The sequence below is a fragment of the Methylobacterium sp. Leaf118 genome (genome assembly GCF_920984675.1).
GTDB lineage: Bacteria > Pseudomonadota > Alphaproteobacteria > Rhizobiales > Beijerinckiaceae > Methylobacterium.
On the sequence record NZ_CAKLBV010000039.1, the window covers coordinates 25,842 to 44,863 of the forward strand.

Annotated in this window: 12 protein-coding genes and 1 pseudogene; 8 read left to right on the forward strand and 5 right to left on the reverse strand. The window is 74.2% G+C overall.

The genetic code is table 11. From position 1 onward, the window contains the following. Window positions 1-263: 263 nt before the first annotated feature. The 3 genes from LW587_RS16015 (at window position 264) to LW587_RS16025 (ending at window position 4,361) form a co-directional block, all read left to right on the forward strand. Complete coding sequence (locus LW587_RS16015) at window positions 264-1,655, forward strand: family 2B encapsulin nanocompartment shell protein (RefSeq protein WP_232630590.1); 1,392 nt, start codon at window positions 264-266, stop codon at window positions 1,653-1,655. Continuing rightward, window positions 1,642-3,687: a family 2A encapsulin nanocompartment cargo protein cysteine desulfurase gene (locus LW587_RS16020; protein ID WP_232630591.1), complete on the forward strand. Its 2,046-nt coding sequence runs from the start codon at window positions 1,642-1,644 to the stop codon at window positions 3,685-3,687. Before LW587_RS16015 ends, LW587_RS16020 begins: the two co-directional genes overlap by 14 nt. A 293-nt stretch (window positions 3,688-3,980) precedes the next feature. After that, complete coding sequence (locus LW587_RS16025; protein WP_232630592.1) at window positions 3,981-4,361, forward strand: exopolysaccharide production protein YjbE; 381 nt, start codon at window positions 3,981-3,983, stop codon at window positions 4,359-4,361. 59 nt (window positions 4,362-4,420) lie between these two features. Here LW587_RS16025 and LW587_RS16030 read toward each other — a convergent pair whose 3' ends face one another. The 5 genes from LW587_RS16030 to LW587_RS16050 all read right to left on the reverse strand — a co-directional run bounded on the left by LW587_RS16030 (window position 4,421) and on the right by LW587_RS16050 (window position 9,108). Beyond that, a complete protein-coding gene (locus LW587_RS16030; RefSeq protein WP_232630593.1) occupies window positions 4,421-5,482 on the reverse strand; it encodes a YcjF family protein in 1,062 nt (353 codons plus the stop codon). Then, window positions 5,479-6,924, reverse strand: a complete 1,446-nt coding sequence (locus LW587_RS16035) for a YcjX family protein (protein WP_232630594.1) — start codon at window positions 6,922-6,924, stop codon at window positions 5,479-5,481. The genes LW587_RS16030 and LW587_RS16035 overlap by 4 nt, the downstream gene beginning before the upstream one ends. Before the next feature lie 211 nt (window positions 6,925-7,135). Beyond that, window positions 7,136-7,735 (reverse strand): hypothetical protein, encoded by a 600-nt coding sequence (locus tag LW587_RS16040; RefSeq protein WP_232630595.1) that lies wholly within the window; start codon window positions 7,733-7,735, stop codon window positions 7,136-7,138. 202 nt (window positions 7,736-7,937) lie between these two features. Then, a complete protein-coding gene (locus tag LW587_RS16045) occupies window positions 7,938-8,351 on the reverse strand; it encodes a hypothetical protein (RefSeq protein ID WP_232630596.1) in 414 nt (137 codons plus the stop codon). Window positions 8,352-8,481: 130 nt separating this feature from the next. Beyond that, the gene (locus LW587_RS16050; protein ID WP_232630597.1) at window positions 8,482-9,108 is read right to left on the reverse strand and encodes a hypothetical protein; all 627 of its coding nucleotides are present in this window, start codon (window positions 9,106-9,108) and stop codon (window positions 8,482-8,484) included. A 603-nt stretch (window positions 9,109-9,711) separates the two neighbouring features. On the opposite strand from LW587_RS16050, the gene LW587_RS16055 reads away from it, so the two are divergent. The 5 genes and pseudogenes from LW587_RS16055 to LW587_RS16075 form a co-directional block, all read left to right on the forward strand. Then, complete coding sequence (locus tag LW587_RS16055) at window positions 9,712-10,821, forward strand: ATP-binding protein (protein ID WP_232630598.1); 1,110 nt, start codon at window positions 9,712-9,714, stop codon at window positions 10,819-10,821. Then, window positions 10,818-13,118 (forward strand): DUF5682 family protein, encoded by a 2,301-nt coding sequence (locus LW587_RS16060; protein ID WP_232630599.1) that lies wholly within the window; start codon window positions 10,818-10,820, stop codon window positions 13,116-13,118. Before LW587_RS16055 ends, LW587_RS16060 begins: the two co-directional genes overlap by 4 nt. 342 nt (window positions 13,119-13,460) lie before the next feature. Continuing rightward, a complete protein-coding gene (locus LW587_RS16065) occupies window positions 13,461-17,405 on the forward strand; it encodes a DUF4132 domain-containing protein (protein ID WP_232630600.1) in 3,945 nt (1,314 codons plus the stop codon). Beyond that, window positions 17,402-18,544, forward strand: coding sequence for a VWA domain-containing protein (locus tag LW587_RS16070; RefSeq protein ID WP_232630601.1), 1,143 nt, complete (start codon window positions 17,402-17,404; stop codon window positions 18,542-18,544). The genes LW587_RS16065 and LW587_RS16070 overlap by 4 nt, the downstream gene beginning before the upstream one ends. Window positions 18,545-18,551: 7 nt before the next feature. Beyond that, a pseudogene (locus tag LW587_RS16075) lies at window positions 18,552-19,022 on the forward strand (hypothetical protein); the annotation flags it as partial.

Genomic DNA, 19,022 nt, shown 5'->3' on the forward strand with positions numbered 1-19,022 from the left:
AATATCACGTATCTCGCCGATGTTAGAAGGCTATCGTAAAAACAGGGCCAGAATGAGAAAACCATTCTATTGACCCGACTTGCCGATCCGCCCTAGCTTCCCGGCATTCCGCAGGAATAGACAAGCAAATCCGGCGGGATCGAAACAATTTCAAATCGTGGCCTGACGCGCCGCCAGTGGGCGCGGCTCCGATGCGGACCTTTGTCCGTATCGAGGGCACCGCACGGCCGCCTCGATCGAATGACGACGGGAGACGACGACAGATGAGTGGACCGGGCCTGAGCGTGAGCGCCTCCGCCGCGCGCAATCTAGCGACCGCGACCGTCACCTCGGTCCAGAACGTCGCCAACACCCCACGCTTCCTGCTGCGGCTCCTGCCCTTCGTGGACGTGGCGGGCGGGGTCTACCGCGTCAACCGCCGCGCCGTGGTGCTGGCCAAGCCCGGCCGCGTCGATCTCAGCGCCGAGGACGGGGGCCGCACCATCCGGTCGTCGACCCTGCGCGCCGTTCCGCTCTTCAGCCGCCTGGGCGATGCCGAACTCGCCGCGCTCGCGGGCAAGTTCACGGAGAGCAAGCACAAGGCCGGCGAGACCATCGCCGAGGAGGGCTCCACCGGTCGCAGCCTCGTCGTGGTCGCCGACGGCACCGTCGAGCTGACCCTGTCGGGCCCCTATAAGGGCCGCCTGCGCCAGGGTCTTGCTACCCGCGGCGATTATTTCGGCGACGGGGCCCTGGTCGGTGAGGCCGGCCCGGCCCCGGCCGTGAAGGCGCTCTCGGCGGTAACGCTGCTGACGCTCGACCGCGCGGCGATCGAGGACGAGGGCATCCGTACGCGCATCGGCCAGTACCAGGAGGAGCGCGACCGCCTGACGGGTCACACCAATTCCCACGGGGAGCAGGGCATCGAGCTGCTCGCGGTCCATACCGGCGAGCCGCGCCTGCCGACCACCTTCGTCGATTACGAGATCGACCCGCGCGAGTACCATCTCTCGACGATCCAGACGATCCTCAACACTCATACCCGCGTCACCGACCTCTACTCCAACGAGATCGATCAGCTGCGCGAGCAGATCCGCCTCACGGTCGATGCCGTGAAGGAGCGCGAGGAGTGGGAGCTGCTCAACAACTCGCAGTTCGGCCTGCTCGGCGAGGTCGCCGGCCGCCAGCGCATCCCGACCCGCTCGGGCCCGCCGACCCCGGACGATCTCGACGAGCTGCTGACGCTGGTCTGGAAGAAGCCCGCCTTCTTCGTGGCCCATCCCCGGGCCATCGCGGCCTTCGGCCGTGAGGCCACCCGCCGCGGCGTGCCGCCGGTCGTCGTCCACCTGTTCGGCGCCCCCTTCATCACTTGGCGCGGCGTGCCGCTGGTGCCGAGCGACAAGCTGCCGATCGACATCGACCCGGTGACGGGCGCGCAGACCACCTCGATCCTGCTCCTGCGCGTCGGCGAGGGCGAGCAGGGCGTCGTCGGGCTGCAGAAGTCGGGCGTGACCGGCGAGATCGAGCCCGGCCTGTCGGTGCGCTACATGGGCACCAACGACCATTCCATCGCCTCGCACCTCGTGACCCGCTACTTCTCGGCCGCCGTGCTGGTCGAAGACGCGATCGCCCGTCTCGATAACGTGCTGCTGGGCAACTACCATGACTACGCCTAACGCCGCGGCGATCGGTCTCCCGACCGGCAGCGCGGGCGATCTTGCGCATGCCGATCTCGTCGGGCGCCTCGCCCGCGAGATCTACGGCCAGGGACAGGCGTCGAGCGCGCCGTTCCAACCCCACCCGACGCAGACTTCCCAGGCCTCTCAGGGCCTGGAGACCCTCCCCTCCGGTTCCGGGCAGCCTGCGCTGCCCGGCGCCACCCTCGGTGCGCCCTCCGCGCCGTTGGGCGCCCTGCCGTCCGGCGTCCAGCCCGACGTGTCGGCGTTGGCCGCCCGCTCGTTCGGCGCGCCGCCGGTCGGCCTGCCCGGCCTCTCCGGCCCCTCGCACGCCAACCCCGTCGGCGCGACGCCCGCGCCGGCGAGCGCGAACTTTTTCGATGTGGCGGGAATCCCCTCGGTGCATCCGTTCCCGAACCAGAACCGGTTGCCCGAGTTCTTCGTACCGAGCGTGCCCGACGTGGCGGCGGCGATCCCGGGCGGGCACGACCTGCACCGTCAGGTCGCGGCCGACCACCCGCGTGCGAACGGCTTCGCCCACGCGCTGGCGCCGCACCTCGTGCCCGCCGCCCCGGGCAAAGGCGGCCGAGGCAAGGGCGGCAGAGGAGGCGGCAAGGACGAGGCGCAGGAGCATCATTCGGAGTTCGGCCGGCTGCCGCATCCGAGCACGCCCGACAACACGGGCGACTACTACTTCCTGAACCCAGCGCCGCCGCCGGCGCGGGCGAAGACGGCCCATGCCCAGCCGCGGGTCGAGCCCTCGCGCCATGCCGGCCCCGCCCCGCGGGTGACCTCGCACGGCTCGGTGCCGGCCGGCGCGCCCTTCGATGTCGAGCACGTGCGAAAAGACTTCCCGGCGCTCCACCAGAGCGTGAACGGGCACCGCCTCGTCTGGCTCGACAACGCGGCCACCACCCACAAGCCGCAGAGCGTGATCGACGCCACGAGCGAGTTCTACGCCCGCCACAACTCGAACATCCACCGGGCCGCCCACACCCTGGCGGCCCGCTCGACGGACCTGTTCGAGGGGGGGCGCGAGAAGACGCGCCGCTTTCTCAACGCCCCGTCGAAGGACGAGATCGTCTTCCTGCGCGGCACGACCGAGGCGATCAACCTCGTGGCCAATTCCTACGGCCGCGCGAATATCGGCCCCGGCGACGAGATCATCGTCTCGACGATCGAGCACCACGCCAACATCGTCCCCTGGCAACTCCTGGCCCAGCAGACCGGCGCGACCCTCCGGGTGATCCCGGTGGACGACCGCGGCGACATCATCTTCGAGCAATACGCCGCGCTGTTGTCGGGCCGGACCAAGATCGTGTCGGTGACCCACGTCGCCAACGCCCTCGGCACGGTGAACCCGATCCCCGAGATCATCGCGCTGGCCCATGCCTATGGCGTGCCGGTGCTGGTCGATGCCGCGCAATCGACGCCGCACATCCCGATCGACGTGCAGGCGCTCGACGCCGATTTCCTGGTCTTCTCCGGCCACAAGGTGTTCGGCCCCACCGGCATCGGCGCCCTCTACGGGAAGAAACACCTCCTGGAGGCGATGCCGCCGTGGCAGGGCGGCGGCCACATGATCGAGGACGTCACCTTCTCCAAGACCGTCTACAAGGGCGCGCCGGAGAAGTTCGAGGCGGGCACGCCCGACATCGCCGGGGCGGTCGGCCTCGGAGCGGCGCTCGACTATCTCGAGAGCGTCGGCCTGCCGGCCATCTCGGCCTACGAGCACGACCTGCTCGACTATGCCCAGGAGGGCCTCGCCGAGATCAGGGGCCTGCGCCTCATCGGCACGGCGCGCCACAAGGCGAGCGTGATGTCCTTCACGGTCGAGGGCCTCAAGAACGAGACGGTCGCCCACCATCTCGACGGCCACGGCGTCGCGGTGCGCTCCGGGCACCACTGCGCCCTGCCGGCGCTGCGCCGCTTCGGCGTCGACCAGTCGGTGCGCGCCTCGCTCGCCTTCTACAACACCCGCGAGGACGTGGACGTGTTCCTGAAGGCGCTTCGGACCCTGCCGCGGCACTGAACCGGCGCCTGCCACCGGCCGTTCGGGCCCCCGTGTCCGCCGGGCGGCGCATCACGCGCCCCCGGCGGCGTCCGTTTTGGGCCGGTCGCGTCGCTGTCGAACGAGCGCTGTCGGTGGTCCGCCTTGTCGTGCGCGCCCGCGTCGCAATACGGAGGACGGGACGAAGCGGGGCCGTGAACAGACCCGAGAAGATACTTCTGCGCCGGGAGAATTCGGGAACTTCGTCTTCCTGAATCGCTTTCCCCGGTCTGAACGGGTGACACACCCGCAAGATCATCTCGGAGGAAACCAACGTGACGTTCACGAAAACCGTTGTCGCGGCCGCTGCCCTGGCCCTCATGACCGGCTCTGCTTTCGCCGCGCCCTGCAACACCGGCAGCACCGCCAAGGCACCGGAGGGCTCCAGCGCCGCCGGCAGCAGCACCGGCAGCGGCGCCGATGCCGGCTCGAAGAACCTCGCGGGTGGCCAGCAGCCGGCCTCGCCGGGCACGGTGGGCGCCATGAACAATGTCGGCGCCAACCAGGGCGTGGCCGACAAGCCGGGCTCGAAGGAGACGTCCTCGGCCAAGAACAATGCGGGCGGCAACCAGCCGGCCTCGCCGGGCACGGTCGGCGCCATGAATGCCGCCGGCAACGACCAGAAGCTCGGCGAGAAGGGCGGCAACGACTGCTGACCGGCCCCGCAGCGCCACACGATACGCAGGCCCCCGCATCGCCCGATGCGGGGGCTTTTCTACGCCTTGTCGGTTTCGCTCCCGCGGAAGAGCTGGCCGGCCACGTCGTTCACCGTGGGCGGCGTCGCCCGCACGAAGGGGAGGGGCCGGCAGACGGCGACGGCCGCGAGGCCGAAGCGCGCGGTCATCAGGCCGTTCAGCACGCCCTCGCCGAGCTTGGCCGAGACCCGGGCGGCGAGGCCGAGCCCGAGCACCTGATGCAGCATGCCCTCGCCCACCGCCATCCCGCCGGTGACGGTGAGATGCGCGAAGGCCGCCCGCGCCAGCCGCAGGAACCCGAGCAGCCCCGGCCGGCCGCCATAGATCGCGGCGATCCGGCGCAGGAGCCGGGCGGCGGAGTAGACCACGAAGGCGACGTCCACGATCGCCCGCGGGCTCAACGCCGTCACCGCCGAGACCTGGCTCGCCGCCTGGGCGATGGCGGCTTTGGCCTGCCGGTCGAGGGGGGCGAGCAACTCGCCCTCGGCGAGCCCGAGCCGGTCGTCCACGTCGAGAATCGCGTCGCCCACCGCGTCGAGCCGCTGGAGGGCACCGCTGAGCGCCGGGCGATCGGCGTAGAGGGCGCGCAGTTCCCTCACGACACCCTGCGCCGCGGTGTGGTCGCGGGTCGCCAGGGCGGCGAGCGCCTGCTCGCGCAGCGCTTCGATCTTGCGCTCCCGCCAGACGCCGAGCGCCTCGCGGCCGACGATGGCGGTGAGGGCGATGAGGGCCAGCGCCACGAGGGCCAGCGCCACCCAGCCGAGCCAGGGCGCGGTGGCGAACAGGTCGGCGACGAGCCGTTCCAGCGAGAGCCCGACCGCGATGGCCACGAGGCTGCCCACCGCCCCGAACAGGATCGAGACCCACGGCGCCCGGCGTCGCGGGGCCACGGGCACCGCCACGCGATCGGCGGCTTCGACGATCTCGAACGGTTCCTCCACCAGCCGCACATCCGGACCCAGTTCGGGGCGGAACGCGGCGCGCGGCGGGGCCTGGGGGGGCTCCCCCTCGGCGGCACCGGGCGGTGGCTCGGCGGACGGGATGCGGAAGGCGCGCGGACGCTGGCCGGGAGGGTTCGTCACGTCAATCGGTCCCCGATCAGGAACTGCATCGCCCGGTCGAGCCGGATCTGCGGCAGGTGGCCCGGCCGGCCGAGGGCGTCGGGCCGGACCGGGGGCGGGCGGAAACGCGGGAAGCGGAACGAGCCCGGCGGGATCGCCCCCTCGAGCACGGCCTGGGGGTCGGCGGGCAATTCCCCGGGAAAGACCGCGGCGTCGGTCCGGCCGTCGAAGACTTCCTCGCCGACATGCTCGCCCGCCTCCGGCGTCCCCGAGACCGCGCGCAGCACCTCGGCGCCGTCATGGATCGTGGTCTCGCGGGTGGCGCGCACGGAGGCGAGCGCCACCGTGCCGACCCGGGCGCCCGCGGCCTCGGTGCGGCGCATGGCGCGGGAGACGAGCAGGCGCAGCAGGGCGTCGAGCCGGTCGTGGCTCGACTGATGCAGGTGGTCGGCCTTGGTGGCCGCGAACAGGATCTTGTCGGCGCGCGGCGCGAAGAAGCGCGAGAGCAGCGAGTTGCGGCCGACCCGGAAGGACAGCAGCACCGCGTCGAGGGCCTCTTCCAGCTCGGCGAGGGCGGCTGGGCCGGAATCGACCGCCGAGAGCACGTCGACCAGCACGATCTGCCGGTCGACCCGCTGGAAATGCTCGCGGAAGAACGGCTCGACCACCTTCGCCTTGTAGGCCTCGAAGCGCCGCTCCATCAGGGCGCCGAGGCTGCCGGGCACGGTCTCGTCGCTCAAGCCGTCGAGGGGCGCGAAGGTCAGCATCGGCGAGCCGGCGAGGTCCCCGGGCATCAGGAAGCGGCCGGGCGGCGTGGTCGCCACCGATTCGGCGCCCGCGCGCAGGGCCGAGAGATAGGTCTTGAAGGCGTTGGCGGCGCGCTCGGCCACGACCTCGTCGAGGGGGGCGGCCGGATCGAGCTCGGCCATCGCGGCGAGCCAGGGGGCCGCGATCCCGGCGCGGCCGGCCCGGCGGGTGCCGGCGATGGTGGCGCGCGACCACGCCACGTAGCTCTGGTCGATCAGGGCGAGGTCGAGCAGCCACTCGCCGGGATAATCGACCACGTCGAGCATCAGCGTGGCCGGGCCGCTGCGCCAGCCGCCCGCGCGCTGGTACTCGATGGCGAGGCGGAACTGGCTGATCCGATCGGTCGAGCCCGGCCAGCGCCGCGCTTCGGTGAGCGCGGAAAAGTTCTCCTCGAAGGGGAAGCGCGGCACGTCGTCGTCGGGCTGGGGCACCAACCGGGCGCGGCGCAGGCGGCCTGCCTGCGCCGGCTCGAAGGCGGGCAGGGCATGGCCCTCGACGAGGTGGTGGATCAGCGCGGTCGTGAACACCGTCTTGCCCGAGCGGGCGAGCCCGGTCACGCCGAGCCGCAGGGTGGGCTGGATCAGGAGATCGCCGGACGCCTCGGCGAAGGCCCGGATCGCGGAACCCGCCTGCGCGGCGTAATCGAAGAGGGGCAAGGAGAGGCTCGGCGGGGCGCGGGAGGGGGCTTCAGCCGCCCACAGGTGGCGCGCAAGCCGGCCGATCTCAAGGCCGCGGCGGCCGGCAAGCGATCACTCCGGCAAGCGATCGCTCTGGCAAGCAACCGCTCCGGCGCGCCTACAGGCCGGGCCGGCGTGGCGCGATGCGGGGCCTGCGCCGCACCGCGCCCCGGTTCCGCGCCCTGGGCGGTCACGGCTCCGCGCCGCAGGCGGCGAGGGGCTGCCGGGACAGCAGGAAGACGCGGTTCGGGGCGTCCGCCGGTACGAAGCGCCCGGGTCGGGCCGGATCGGCGACCGGGCGGCAGGCGGCGTCGGGGCTGAAGCCCGCGGGGGCGCCGTGGATGCGGGGGGCCGTGCCGTCATTGACGATCCGCAGCCGCCCGTCCGGGAGGAGATCGACGGCGAGGTCGCCGGAGCAGGAGGCGTTGCGGCCGCAGCGGCGGATGCGCCCGCCGGCCTCGGGGCAGCCGACGGTGCCCTGGGCATGCCCCCCGTCGGTGAAATCGAAGCGGATCGTCAGGTCGAGTTCGGGATCGATACGTTTGGCCTCGGGCCGCAGCACGATCAGGCCGCGGGCATCGCCCCAGATCCGGATCGCGGTCACGACCTGTCCCGGATGACGGGCGAGATGATCGCCGTCGTAGCGGCGCAGGTAGCACGCGCCCGCGACCGGAAAGGCCCGCTCGGCCACGAAGCCCGGGGCGGTACCCTGGGCTTGCACCGCCCCGGTGGCGAGGACGGCGAGCAGGGCCGCGAGGGCGGCGGGACGCGCGGTGGGCAAGGGCATCATCGGGGGCGCCTCTGGCATCGGCCCGAGAGGGGACGCCGCCTCTCGGAGATCAACGGATGCGGGTTGAGGGACGCGTCCTCGATCCGAGGGTTGGGACGCATGGGTGCGGTGTCCCGGCGGCGCCCGCTCGGCCGGACGCGCGCGCGTCTCGACACCGGGCGACGATCCTCGCGGTCGCGGCAGGCTCCATCGTCGCGGGGGCTCACAGGGTGAACACCGCGACCCAGACCCGCGACAGGCCGGGCCCGGCCGGGCCAATGACGACCTTGTGGGCCCGCCGGCCGGCCACCAGCGCCTCGCCGCCGGCGGCGCCCTCGGGCAGGGCGGCGTACCATCCGTCGAGCCCGCCGCCGAAGCTCGCGAGGCCCGGCTCCAGGCCGGGAGTGAGCCCGCCGGGCACGAGCCTTGCCGCGAAGGACGTGGCTTCCGCCTCCGGCGCGTCGAAGCGCAGGCGCATCAGCCGGTCGATCCCGGCCTCGTCCGCCGCGCGCAGGTCGCGGTGTCCCGGCGGCAGCGTCACGCCCAGAAACGTCTCGATTTCCGCGATGGTCGGCGCCGCGGGCGTGCAGGCCGCGAGCGACAGGATGAGCGGGAGGGCCAGGCTGGCATGCCTCATCGCGGGGCCCCCGTCATCGGCAGGCCCGGACCCGCTCGCCCCACGGATCGGCGGCCGGGGCACCGCTCCGGCGCGATGCCGCCCGGGCGGGGCGCCGCGGGGGCAAGGGGGCCCGTGGGACCGCTCGGGATCACGGCCCGCGTCCATAGAGGCCGCGGAAGGTGACGTTCAGGCTGCCGCAGGCGAGGTTGTCGTCAACGACGAGCCAGGGTCCCATCCGCCGCAGCCAGACCTGGCAATCGGCCGGGTCCGCCCGCTCGATCGGAAGCGAGCCGTCCTCGCCCATGCCGAAGCTGGCAGCGTCGCCCACCGGCGTGACCGTGCCCTCGATCTCGCCGACATGAATGCCGCCGCGGGCCACCCGGTCGGGATCGCCCGCGCCCCAGGTGGCGCCGCCCGAGACCGCGAGCGTGCCGGACGCCTTGCCCGGGCTCACCCGGATCTGCGCCTCCGCCCGGGTCCAGGTGCCGAGCCAGCCGTCGCGCGCGACCGGGACCGGCGGCTCGACGGCGATGGCCTCCGCCGGGAGCCACCCGGTCCGGCCCATCCCGTCCGCCTCCCCCCGATAGGCCGCGCAGACGAAGCCGTCGCGGCGCTCGCCGAGGATGATCGGATCGCCGGTCACCAGATAGGCCCGTTCGCGGCAGGTCTCGCCCGGATCGGGGCACCCCTTCCGGGCGAGGCCGTCCTTGACGAAGGCGGTGCGGCCCGGGGCGGCGATCCGGCCGAGGGCGAGGGCCGAGCCATCCGAGAGCACGGGCGAACGCCGGCACTCGTTCTCCGGGCCCGGCTCCCGTGGCCCACTCTCCCGGGCCGTCGCATCCCCCGCCAGGGCAGCGAGGAGAGCCAGCAGGAGCGGCGCGCGCGGGCGGCGGGACGGATGCGGGGCGCCACCCGACCGCTGGGCCGCAAACGGGCGGACCGGCGGGGAGCGGGACCGCCGTCGCCCATGGGCCCGGACCGGCCCCGCAAGGGGCGAGGGAGGGCCGCGGGTCGGGCCGCGGCGCTGGGAAAACGAATCGGCCACGTCATCGGCGCGAGCATAGCCGGTGCCGCCGAGGCGGAAAGCGCCGAACCTCGTCCCGGCACCCTCGCCGGAACCGGGTGCCGCCCTCAGCACGCCGCGTGAGCGCCGGTTTCGCGGGCACGCGCCGGATCGAACCGGACGGCATCGACCCGAAAGGGGAATGCCGGCCCCGAAAAAAGCCGATGTGGGGCAGGGCCTTCGAGAATCGCCTTGGAGCCCGTCTCGAGGGCGATTCTCGCGGCGGTCGCGGCGCGGAGGGAGGGCGCCCCTTGAGGCGGGCCGCCGCCCCGGGGCATGGTCGGCGCCGTTGCGCCGGCAGATCGGGGAGGACGCATGGCGAAGGCCGCACGGGCGCGGAGCGAGGGGGAGATGCGGCAGCGGCCGCCCGCGGAGGTGGTCCATGCCGAGGAGTTGGCGCGGCTGCGGGCCGAGGACACGGCGCCGCGCCCGCCCGGCTGGCAGCTCTCGCTCCAGGGCGTGAAGCGCTTCATCTGCGGGGCGGCGCCCGGTGAGGCCAAGGTGGTCTGCGCGCCGGCCCTCGTCGAGCGCGCCATGGTGACGCTCGCCACGTCCCGGGCCCTGCTGCTCATCGGCGAACCGGGCACGGCCAAAAGCCTGCTCTCGGAATTGCTCGCCGCCGCGATCAGCGGGAGCTCGACCCTGACGATCCAGGGCGGCGCCTCGCTGACCGAGGACCAGATCCGCTACGGCTGGAACTACGCGCTGCTCGTCGCCGAGGGACCGAGCGAGCGGGCCCTGGTGCCGGGTGCCCTCCATCGCGGAATGCGCGAGGGGCGCATCGTGCGCTTCGAGGAGATCACCCGCTGCCCGCTGGAGGTGCAGGACAGCCTGCTCTCGGTCCTGTCCGACCGGGTGATGGCGGTGCCCGAACTCACCGGCGAGGCCGGCATGGTCTATGCCCGCGAGGGCTTCAACCTGATCGCCACCGCCAACACCCGCGACCGCGGCGTCAACGAGATGTCGGCGGCCCTCAAGCGCCGCTTCGGTTTCGAGACCGTCTTTCCCATCGCCGACGCGGCTGCCGAGCGCGAACTGGTGCGTCGGGAGGCGGGCCTCCTGCTCGCCCGCTCCGGCGTGCCGCATTCCCCCGATCCGGACGTGCTCGACCTTCTCGTCACCTGCTTCCGCGAACTGCGCGAGGCGGTCGATGCCGAGGGCACCGGCCTCGAGAAACTCTCCGCGGTGATGAGCACGGCGGAGGCCGTCAGCGTCGCCCACGCCATCGGGGTCAAGGCGCATTTCCTGCGCGGCGATGCCGGGCGCCCCGAGGATCTCGTGGCCTGTCTGGCCGGCACCGCCGCCAAGGACGATGCGGAGGACCTGGCGCGGCTGCGGCGCTACCTCGACCAGCGGGTGGCGGGGCGCAAGGGCGAGGGATGGCGGGAACTCTACGCGGCGCGCCACCTGCTGACCCCGCAGTGAGCGACCCCGCGGGGCGAGAGGGCCTCACCGTCGTCGGCGTGCGCCACCATTCCCCGGCCTGCGCCGGGCTGGTGCGCCGCACGATCGAGCGGCTGCGGCCAGCCTTCGTGCTGATCGAGGGCCCGGCGGATTTCAACCCGTCTCTCGGCGACCTCGCCCTCGACCACGCCCTGCCGGTGGCGATCTTCTCGTTCCGGGCCGATGCGCAGGGCAGTGTGGCCTCCTACAGCCCGTTCTGCGCCTTCTCTCCCGAATGGCAGGCCCTGGTGTCCGGCCGCGCGGCCGGGGCCGAGACGCGGTTCTGCGATCTGCCCGCCTGGGATCCGGCCTTCGGCGAGCGGCGCAACCGCTACGCCGATCCGCACGGCGCCCGGGCCGAGGCCGCCGAGCGGGCGCTCGCCGCGGCTCTGGGCGCCGAGGATCAGGACGCCCTGTGGGACGCGCTCGCCGAGGCGGCGCCGGAGGCGGAGCTGCCGGCCCGGCTCGCCCGCTACTTCGACCTCCTGCGCCCGCCCGGCACCGACGACCCGGCGGAGGAAGCCCGCGAGCGCTTCATGGCGGCCCACGCGGCGCATGCCCTGCGCGAGGCCGGCGGCCGGCCCGTGGTGCTGGTCTGCGGCGGCTGGCATGCGGACGCGATCCGGCGCTACGCGGGCGAGGCCGACGGGACACGGCCGGAGCCGGCCGAGCCGGAGGCGGGGATGCGCGCCGGCAGCTTCGTGGTGCCGACCTCCTATCCCCGGCTCGACCGCTTCTCGGGCTACAGCGCCGGCATGCCCTCGCCGGGCTATTACGAGCGGGTCGCCGCCGACGGGTTCGCCGCCGCCGCGGACTGGGCCTTCGACGCGATCAGCGCGGCCCTGCGCGGGGCCGGGCAGGTGGTCTCGACCGCCGACCGCATCGCCTGGGCGGTCCATGCCGAGGGGCTGGCGCGGCTCCGGGCGCATCCGGCGGTGTTGCGCGCCGACCTGATCGACGGCGCCCTGGCGAACCTCGTGAAGGACGCCCTCGACGGCCCCCCCGCCTGGTCGGCGAGCGCCGCGGTTCCGGGCCATCCGGCGCTCCTCGCGATGCTGCGGGCGCTCTCCGGCACCCGGGAGGGGCGGCTCGCTCCCGGCACCCGCCAGCCGCCCCTCGTCGCCGATGTCGAGGAGCGCCTGCGCGCGGCCGGGCTGGCGCCCGGCCCCGCGCGCCACCGGCTCGCCCTCGACTGGGCCGAGCCCGGGGACCGGCCCCGCGCCCATCTGCTCCACCAGCTCCTCATCCTGGGGCTTCCGGGCGTGAGCCGCAGCGAGGGGCCGGACCTCGCCGAGCCGGGCCTGCCGCGCGAACACTTCGTGCTCGCGCCCCATCCCCATTGGCTCGGTGCCTTGATCGAGGCCTCGCAATGGGGTGGCACGCTGTCCATGGCGGCCACCGCCCGGCTCGCCGCCCGGGTCGAGGCCGCGCCGGATTCCTTGGCCGTGCTCGCGGGCGCCCTCTCGGAGGCGCTGTTCTCGGGGCTCGCCATCGAGGGCGCCTTGCTGGCGGCGCTCGACCGGGGCCTCGCCGGAGCGCACGACCCCGCCGAGCTGGGGGCCGCCGGGCGCCGGATCGTGCGGCTGCACCGCTTCGGCACGGCCTTCGGCGAGGCGGCGCGCCCCGCCCTCGCCCGGCTCTGCCTGTCATTGGTCGCGCGCGCCCTCGGCCTCGTCGAGGCCATCGCCGATCCCCGGGCGGGGCTGGACGCCCTCGACCTGCTAATCGCCTGCCGCGACCTGTTCCGCGACGGTGCCGACGCGCGGCCGGAACTCGCCTCCCTGCGCCCGCCCTTCGTCGCCATGCTCGGGCGCCGGCTCGCCGACCCGCAGGCGCCGCCCGCGCTGGCCGGGGCGGCGCTCGGCTTCCTCGTCGCCTGCGGCGAGGCGGGGGCGGGACCCGAGGCGCTGCGCCGGCTGCGCCGCTTCGGCCTGCCCGACCGCCTCGGCGATTGTCTCGCCGGCCTGTTCGCCCTCGCCCGGGAGGAGATCGCGGACGAGGCCACGCTCGCCTCCGTCGAGGGACTGGTCGCCGCCTGGGGCGACGACGACTTCCTGCGCGCGCTCCCGTCGCTGCGGATGGCCTTCGCGTGGTTCCCGCCGCGCGAGCGCGAGCGCATCGCCGTGGCGATCCTGCGCCGGAGCGGGGCCGGAGAGGCCCGGGCCGAGGCCGAGGGCCTGGCCTGGATGCGCCAGCGCGCCGACCCCCTCGATCAGGCCGAGGCCCTCGCTCGGGAGGCGAGGGTGGCCGCCCGGCTCGCCCGCTACGGGTTGACCTGAGCGGAAGCCTCGGGGTCTATCTCGGCCTCTCGCGGGGAGACCGAATGCCGCGCGGCGAGCGGACGGCGGGATCGGTCTCGGGGAGCCGGAATCCGGGACGGGGGCCGCACCGCGCGAGACCGGCATCCGCCCCCCGGATCCGCGCCCTCGGCCCGCGCCGGCCGAACCGCCCGGGCCAGCTCCGATGGGGCGCGCAGGCGCGGCGCCGCCCGGGGCCATCCCGGCGACGACGGGCGCCCCTGCGGGCCGACGGGCGGCACCGCTTCGGCGCTCGCGAACCGCTGAGCCGGCGCGCGGCCGCGGGCCCCGACGAGGGTTGAACGCACAAGGAGACACGACGGCATGGAGCGCTACGAACTGGTCGAGGGGACCGCCGCCAAGTTCTGGGAGGCCTCCGTCGCGGGCGCGACGCTCACCGTGCGTTTCGGGCGCATCGGCACCCAGGGCCAGAGCAAGGACAAGACCTTTTCGGACGCGGCCGCCGCCCTGAAGGAAAAGGACAAGCTCGTCCGCGAGAAGACCGCCAAGGGCTATGCCCGGGCCGGCGACGGGGCGGCGGGGGGCCCGGCACCGGCCGCCCAGCCGGACACCGGCACGCCTGCCCCGGCAAAGACGCCCGCCCCGGCGCCTGGCCCGCAGGCTGACGCGGCGCATGCACCGGCGGCCGGATTCCCCGCCGCGCCCGTGTCCGAAGCCCCCCGATCCGCCGAGCCCGCGCTCACTGACTCCAAACCCGCCAAGCCCACGCCCGCCAAGCCCGTGTCCGCCGAGCCCGCGCCCGCCGAGGCCGGCTCGTCCGCCCCGGCCCCCTCGCGCGCGATGTTCGACGGGACGCCGCTGCCGACTCGCCTGCGGCCCGGCCCTCATCTGAGCGCGGATGCGGCCTGGCAGGCGCTCCGGGCGCCGCTGATCGCGCAGGTCGGCCCCGGGGCCTGCGCCCGGCTGATCGCAGAAAAGCCGTCCCCGGACGGCCTGTCGGAGTGGATCGTGGCCGTCACCGCGGCCTTCGAGGAGCAGCGGAGCGCGGGGCGACCGAGCGCGCGATCGGACGACGATCTGCGCCCGCTCTTCGAGGCGGCCCTGCGCTTCTTCGTCGAGCGCGGCGGCGCCCTGGCGGCCGCCCGTCTCGCGGGCGGGATGCGGACGGGCGCCCGGAAGGGGCATTACCGAGACCTCGCCTGGGCCCAGCCCCTCTTCCTCGCCCTGCGGGCCGCCCTCGTCCATGCGCCGGAGGCCGAGTACGACGCGGCGGTCGCCCATCTCAACGCGCGGATCGCCGAGGATCACGACTGGGCCTGCGCCGCCGACTTCGCCTTCCTCCTCGGCGACGACCGGCCGGCGCCGCACCCCCTCCAGCCCCTTGCGGTGCTGGAGGGGGCGCAGGCCGCGGGGATCGACGTGGCGGCGGACACGACCTTCCTGCCGCTGATCGTCGATGCGCCGCCGGAGGCCGCCGCGCGCTGGCGGACGAAGCGCAGCTACCACCTCTATTTCTGCTACTGCGCCCTGGACGCCTCCGAGGCCGCCGCGACCCTGCTCGCGGTGGCCGCCGCCGCCGGCCAGCCCGCCTTGCCCGGCCTCGATTGGCTGCTGCATTACGCCCTCGACGACGAGCGGACGGCGGTGACGCGGGCGATCCTGTCGACGGGCGAAGCCGGCGCGCTCTCCGCCCTGCTGCCGCATCTCCACGAGAAGCCGGTCGCCGCCGGCCTCGACGCGGCGCTCGCTGCCGACCCGGCCGCCATCGTCCCCCGCTGCCTCGCCGTGCTCGCCGGCGGCCGGGCCGAGCCGGCCCTGCGCGCCCGCGCCGTGCGCGCCCTCGACAGCCACGGCCTCGACACCGTGCGGGGCTGGTTTGGGGAGGGCGACGGGCGCGCCGCGCGTTTCCTCGACGCGCTGGCGCAGGCCCGCGCCGTGCCGCTGGCGGAACGGGAGGACTGGCCCCGCGTCCTGCGCGATCCGCCCTGGCGGGCCAGGACGCAGCGCGCCGACGACCGCGTCCTCGCTCTCGATCCCCGGCCGACCCCGTTCGGCTTCGAGAAGCCGGTGGTGGAGGAGCATCATTGGCGACGCTATCACGCCCGGGTCCTCACGGACCTCAGCGAATTGCCCGCCTTCGTCGACGAGGCCGAGACGACCCAATTCAAGCAGGACTGGACCAAGATCCCCCCTGCACCCTCGCCGCCGCCGCGCGAAGACGCGGAGGCGCTCCTGGCCTGGGTCGGCACGCGCCTCGCGCAGATCGACGCGAACTGCCGCTACTGGGCACCCTCGCCCTACCGCAAGCTGATCGAGGGGATGGAGAAGCAGCCCGAGCCGCTGGCGCTCGCGCTGTGGTCGCTCACCGGCGTGGTCGCGGGCCAGAGCCACGTCTCCACCCTGCCGGAGATCGTCGCGACGATGCTCGACCGCTTCGGGGAGAAGGCGGTGCCCGGCCTCGTCGCCCTGGTCGAGACCGATCCGGTCCGGCTGCTGCCCTCGGTCCTGACCGTCGACGCCGCCGCGCTCGCTCCTGCGGCCGCCCGCGCGCTCAGCCAGCTCAAGAAGGCCCGTGAGCCGGCGCTCGCGTGGCTGCGCCGCCACCGCCGCACCGCGATCACCCGGCTCCTGCCGGACGCCGTCGGCAAGCCGGGTGCCGTCCGCGACGCCGCCGAGCACGCGCTTCGGGTCCTCGCCGCCGACCGCCCGGACGGGCGCGCCGAGATCGAGAGCGTGGTGGCGGCCTACGCCGTGCGTGAGCCCCGGATTGTCGAGGCGGCGGCGCAGGTGCTCGACCGCGATCCCCTCGCCCGGGTTCCGGCGAAGGTCGGTCGGCCGCCGGCCTGGCTCGTGCCCGGCGCCCTGACCCGCCCCCGCCTCAAGCAGGGCGCCGCCCTGCCGGACGAGGCGGTGCTGGCGCTCTGCGAGATGCTGTCCTTCACCAATCCCGACGCCGTCTATGCCGGCGTGCCGATGGTGCGGGAGGCCTGCACCCGCGACAGCCTCGCGGCCTTCGCCTGGGACCTGTTCTCCGCCTGGACGGCTGCCGGCACGCCCTCGAAGGACGGCTGGTGCCTGCGGGCGCTCGGCTGGTTCGGCGACGACGGCACGGCCCGCGACCTCACCCGCCTGATCCGCCGCTGGCCCGGCGAATCGGCCCATGCCCGCGCGGTCACCGGCCTCGACGTCCTGGCCGATATCGGTTCGGACGTGGCGCTGATGAACCTCAACGGCATCGCCGAGAAACTGAAGTTCAAGGGCTTGCAGGAGAAGGCCCGGGCCAAGATCGCCCAGCTTGCGGAGGCCCGAGGCCTCTCGCCCGAGGAGCTGTCGGACCGGCTCGCGCCGGACCTCGACCTCGACGCCCGCGGCGGCCTCGACCTCGATTTCGGCGAGCGCCGCTTCCGCGCCGGCTTCGACGAGACCTTAAAGCCCTGGGTGAAGGACGAGGCCGGCCAGCGCCTCAAGGACCTGCCCAAGCCCGCCAAGGCCGACGATTCCGAGAAGGCCGCGGCGGCGGTTGTCCGCTGGGCGGCGCTCAAGAAGGACGCCCGCGCCGTGGCGAGCCTCCAGGTCGCGCGGCTGGAGGCGATGCTGGCGAGCGCGCGGCGGGTGCGGCCGGCGGTGTTCGGGCCGTTCTTCGCCACCCACCCGCTGGTGCGCCACTTGGGCCAGCGCCTCGTCTGGGCCACCTACCCGGATGCCGACCCGCGCTCCCCGCCGACCCGGACCTTCCGGATCGCCGAGGATCTCGGCTTCACCGATGCCGCCGACGAGCCGGCGGAGATCGACCTCTCGGAGGAGGCGACGGGCCTGATCGGCCTCGTCCACCCGCTGCACCTCGACGCCGGGGCGCTCGCCGCCTGGGGCGCCCTGTTCGGCGATTACGAGATCGCCCAGCCCTTCCCGCAGCTCGCCCGCGAGACCCACGCCTTCACCGAGGCCGAGCGGACGGAGTCCAAGATCGACCGCTTCAAGGGCATCGTCGTCGAGGCCAAGCGCCTGCGCGGCATGGCGGCCCTCGGCTGGCCGCTCGGCGAGAAGCAGGACCACGGCGACATCCACTGGCTCGACTGCGGCGTCACCTTCCCGGACGGCGAGGCCGGCACCGCCTACCTCCATTTCGGGGACGGCCTGTTCACTGGCGCTCCCGAATTCGAGAACGCCGAGCAGACCCTCGGCGAGCTGACCCTGGAACGCGCCTGGAGCCGGGAGACCAGCCGCAGGACCTTCGGCGACCTCGACCCCGTGACCGCCAGCGAACTCCTGCGCGGCCCGAGCCTGCTCGCCGGGACGCGCCTGCGGTGAGCCTCGACACGCCGACCCGCTGGCGGCTCATCCTCGGCGAGGCGGCGGACTCCGCCTGCGCCGGGGCCGGCTGCCGGCTCGGGGGCCGCGCGGCGGCGATGGACCGGGCGCTGGACTGGCTCTACGGCCGGGACACGAGCGGAGAGGAGCGCGGCGTGCGCCGGCAAGGGGGCCGGCATGGCGGGCGCGAGGGCTCGGCGCTCACCGTGCCGGGCTGGATCAACGAGATCCACACCCTGTTCCCCCGCGAGACGATCGAGCGGCTGGAGCGCGACGCGATCGAACGCTACGCCATCGACGACGTGGTGACGAACCCCGAGGTGCTGGCCCGGGTCGAGCCCAACGAGACCCTGCTCAAGGCGGTCCTGCGCACCAAGCACCTGATGGCGCCCGAAGTCCTCGTGATGGCGAGGAAGCTCGTGCAGGAGGTGGTGCGCCGCCTGATGGAGACGCTCGCCCGCGATCTCGCGGTCGCCTTCGGGGGCGTGCTCGACCGGCGTCGCCACACCCGCCTCCCCGGCGCCCGCGACCTCGATCTCATCCGCACCCTCCGGGACAACCTGCGCCATTACGACCCCGAGACCCGGCGCATCACCGTCGAGCGGCTGCATTTCTTCGCCCGCAACCGGCGCCAGATGCGGCCCTGGCAGGTGATCCTGCTCGTCGACCAGAGCGGATCGATGCTCGATTCCGTCATCCACGCCTCGGTGATGGCCGCCTGCCTGTGGCGCCTGCCGGGCATCGAGACGCATCTCGTCGCCTTCGACACCGCGGTCGTGGACCTGACCCGCGATTGCGACGACGCCTGCGAACTCCTGATGAAGGTGCAACTCGGCGGCGGCACCGATATCGGCGGGGCGGTGGCCTATGCGATGGGCAAGATCACCGCCCCGGAGCGGGCGATCGTCGTCGTGATCTCGGATTTCTACGAGGGGGCGAGCGAGGCGGTCCTCGTCGCCCGCGTGAAGGCGCTGGCGGGTCAGCGCACGCGGGTGCTCGGGCTGGCCGCGCTCGATGCGCAGGCCCGGCCCGACTACGACCGGGCGATGGCGCGTCGCCTCGTCGAGGCGGGGGCCGAGGTCGCCGCGATGACGCCGGGCGAACTCGCCGGCTGGCTCGCGCAGGTCGTCCGGAGCTGACCCCGGCATGGCCCGCCCCGACCTTCTGGCGCTCACCGAGGACGGCCTGATCCAGCTCGCCAATGCCGGGCTGGTGAAGCGGGCGCTCCGCGAGGTTGCGGCCGGGCAGGGGCCTGCCCTGGCGGAGGGCCAGGACGGCGCCATCGAGGCGCGCTTCGCCGACGGGACCGTGACCCGTCTGCCCCCCGGCCGTCCGCCGGGCGCGGCCGCCTGCACCTGCCCGGCGAGCGGAATCTGCCGCCACCGCGTCGCCCTCGTCGTCGCCTACCGGGCCGAGGCGGTCTCGTCCGCGGGCAAGGCCGAGGCGGGGGAGGGAAGCGGGACGCCGGAGGTCCGCCCGGACGCGGCCTGGGACCCCGGCGGCCTCGACGGTGCCGCGTTCGAGGCGGGGCTCGGCGCCGCCGCCGCGGCGGAGCTGAAGCGGCTGCTTGGGGCCGGCCTCACCGTCGGGCTGGACCGCGGCCCGGTGCCGGCGGCG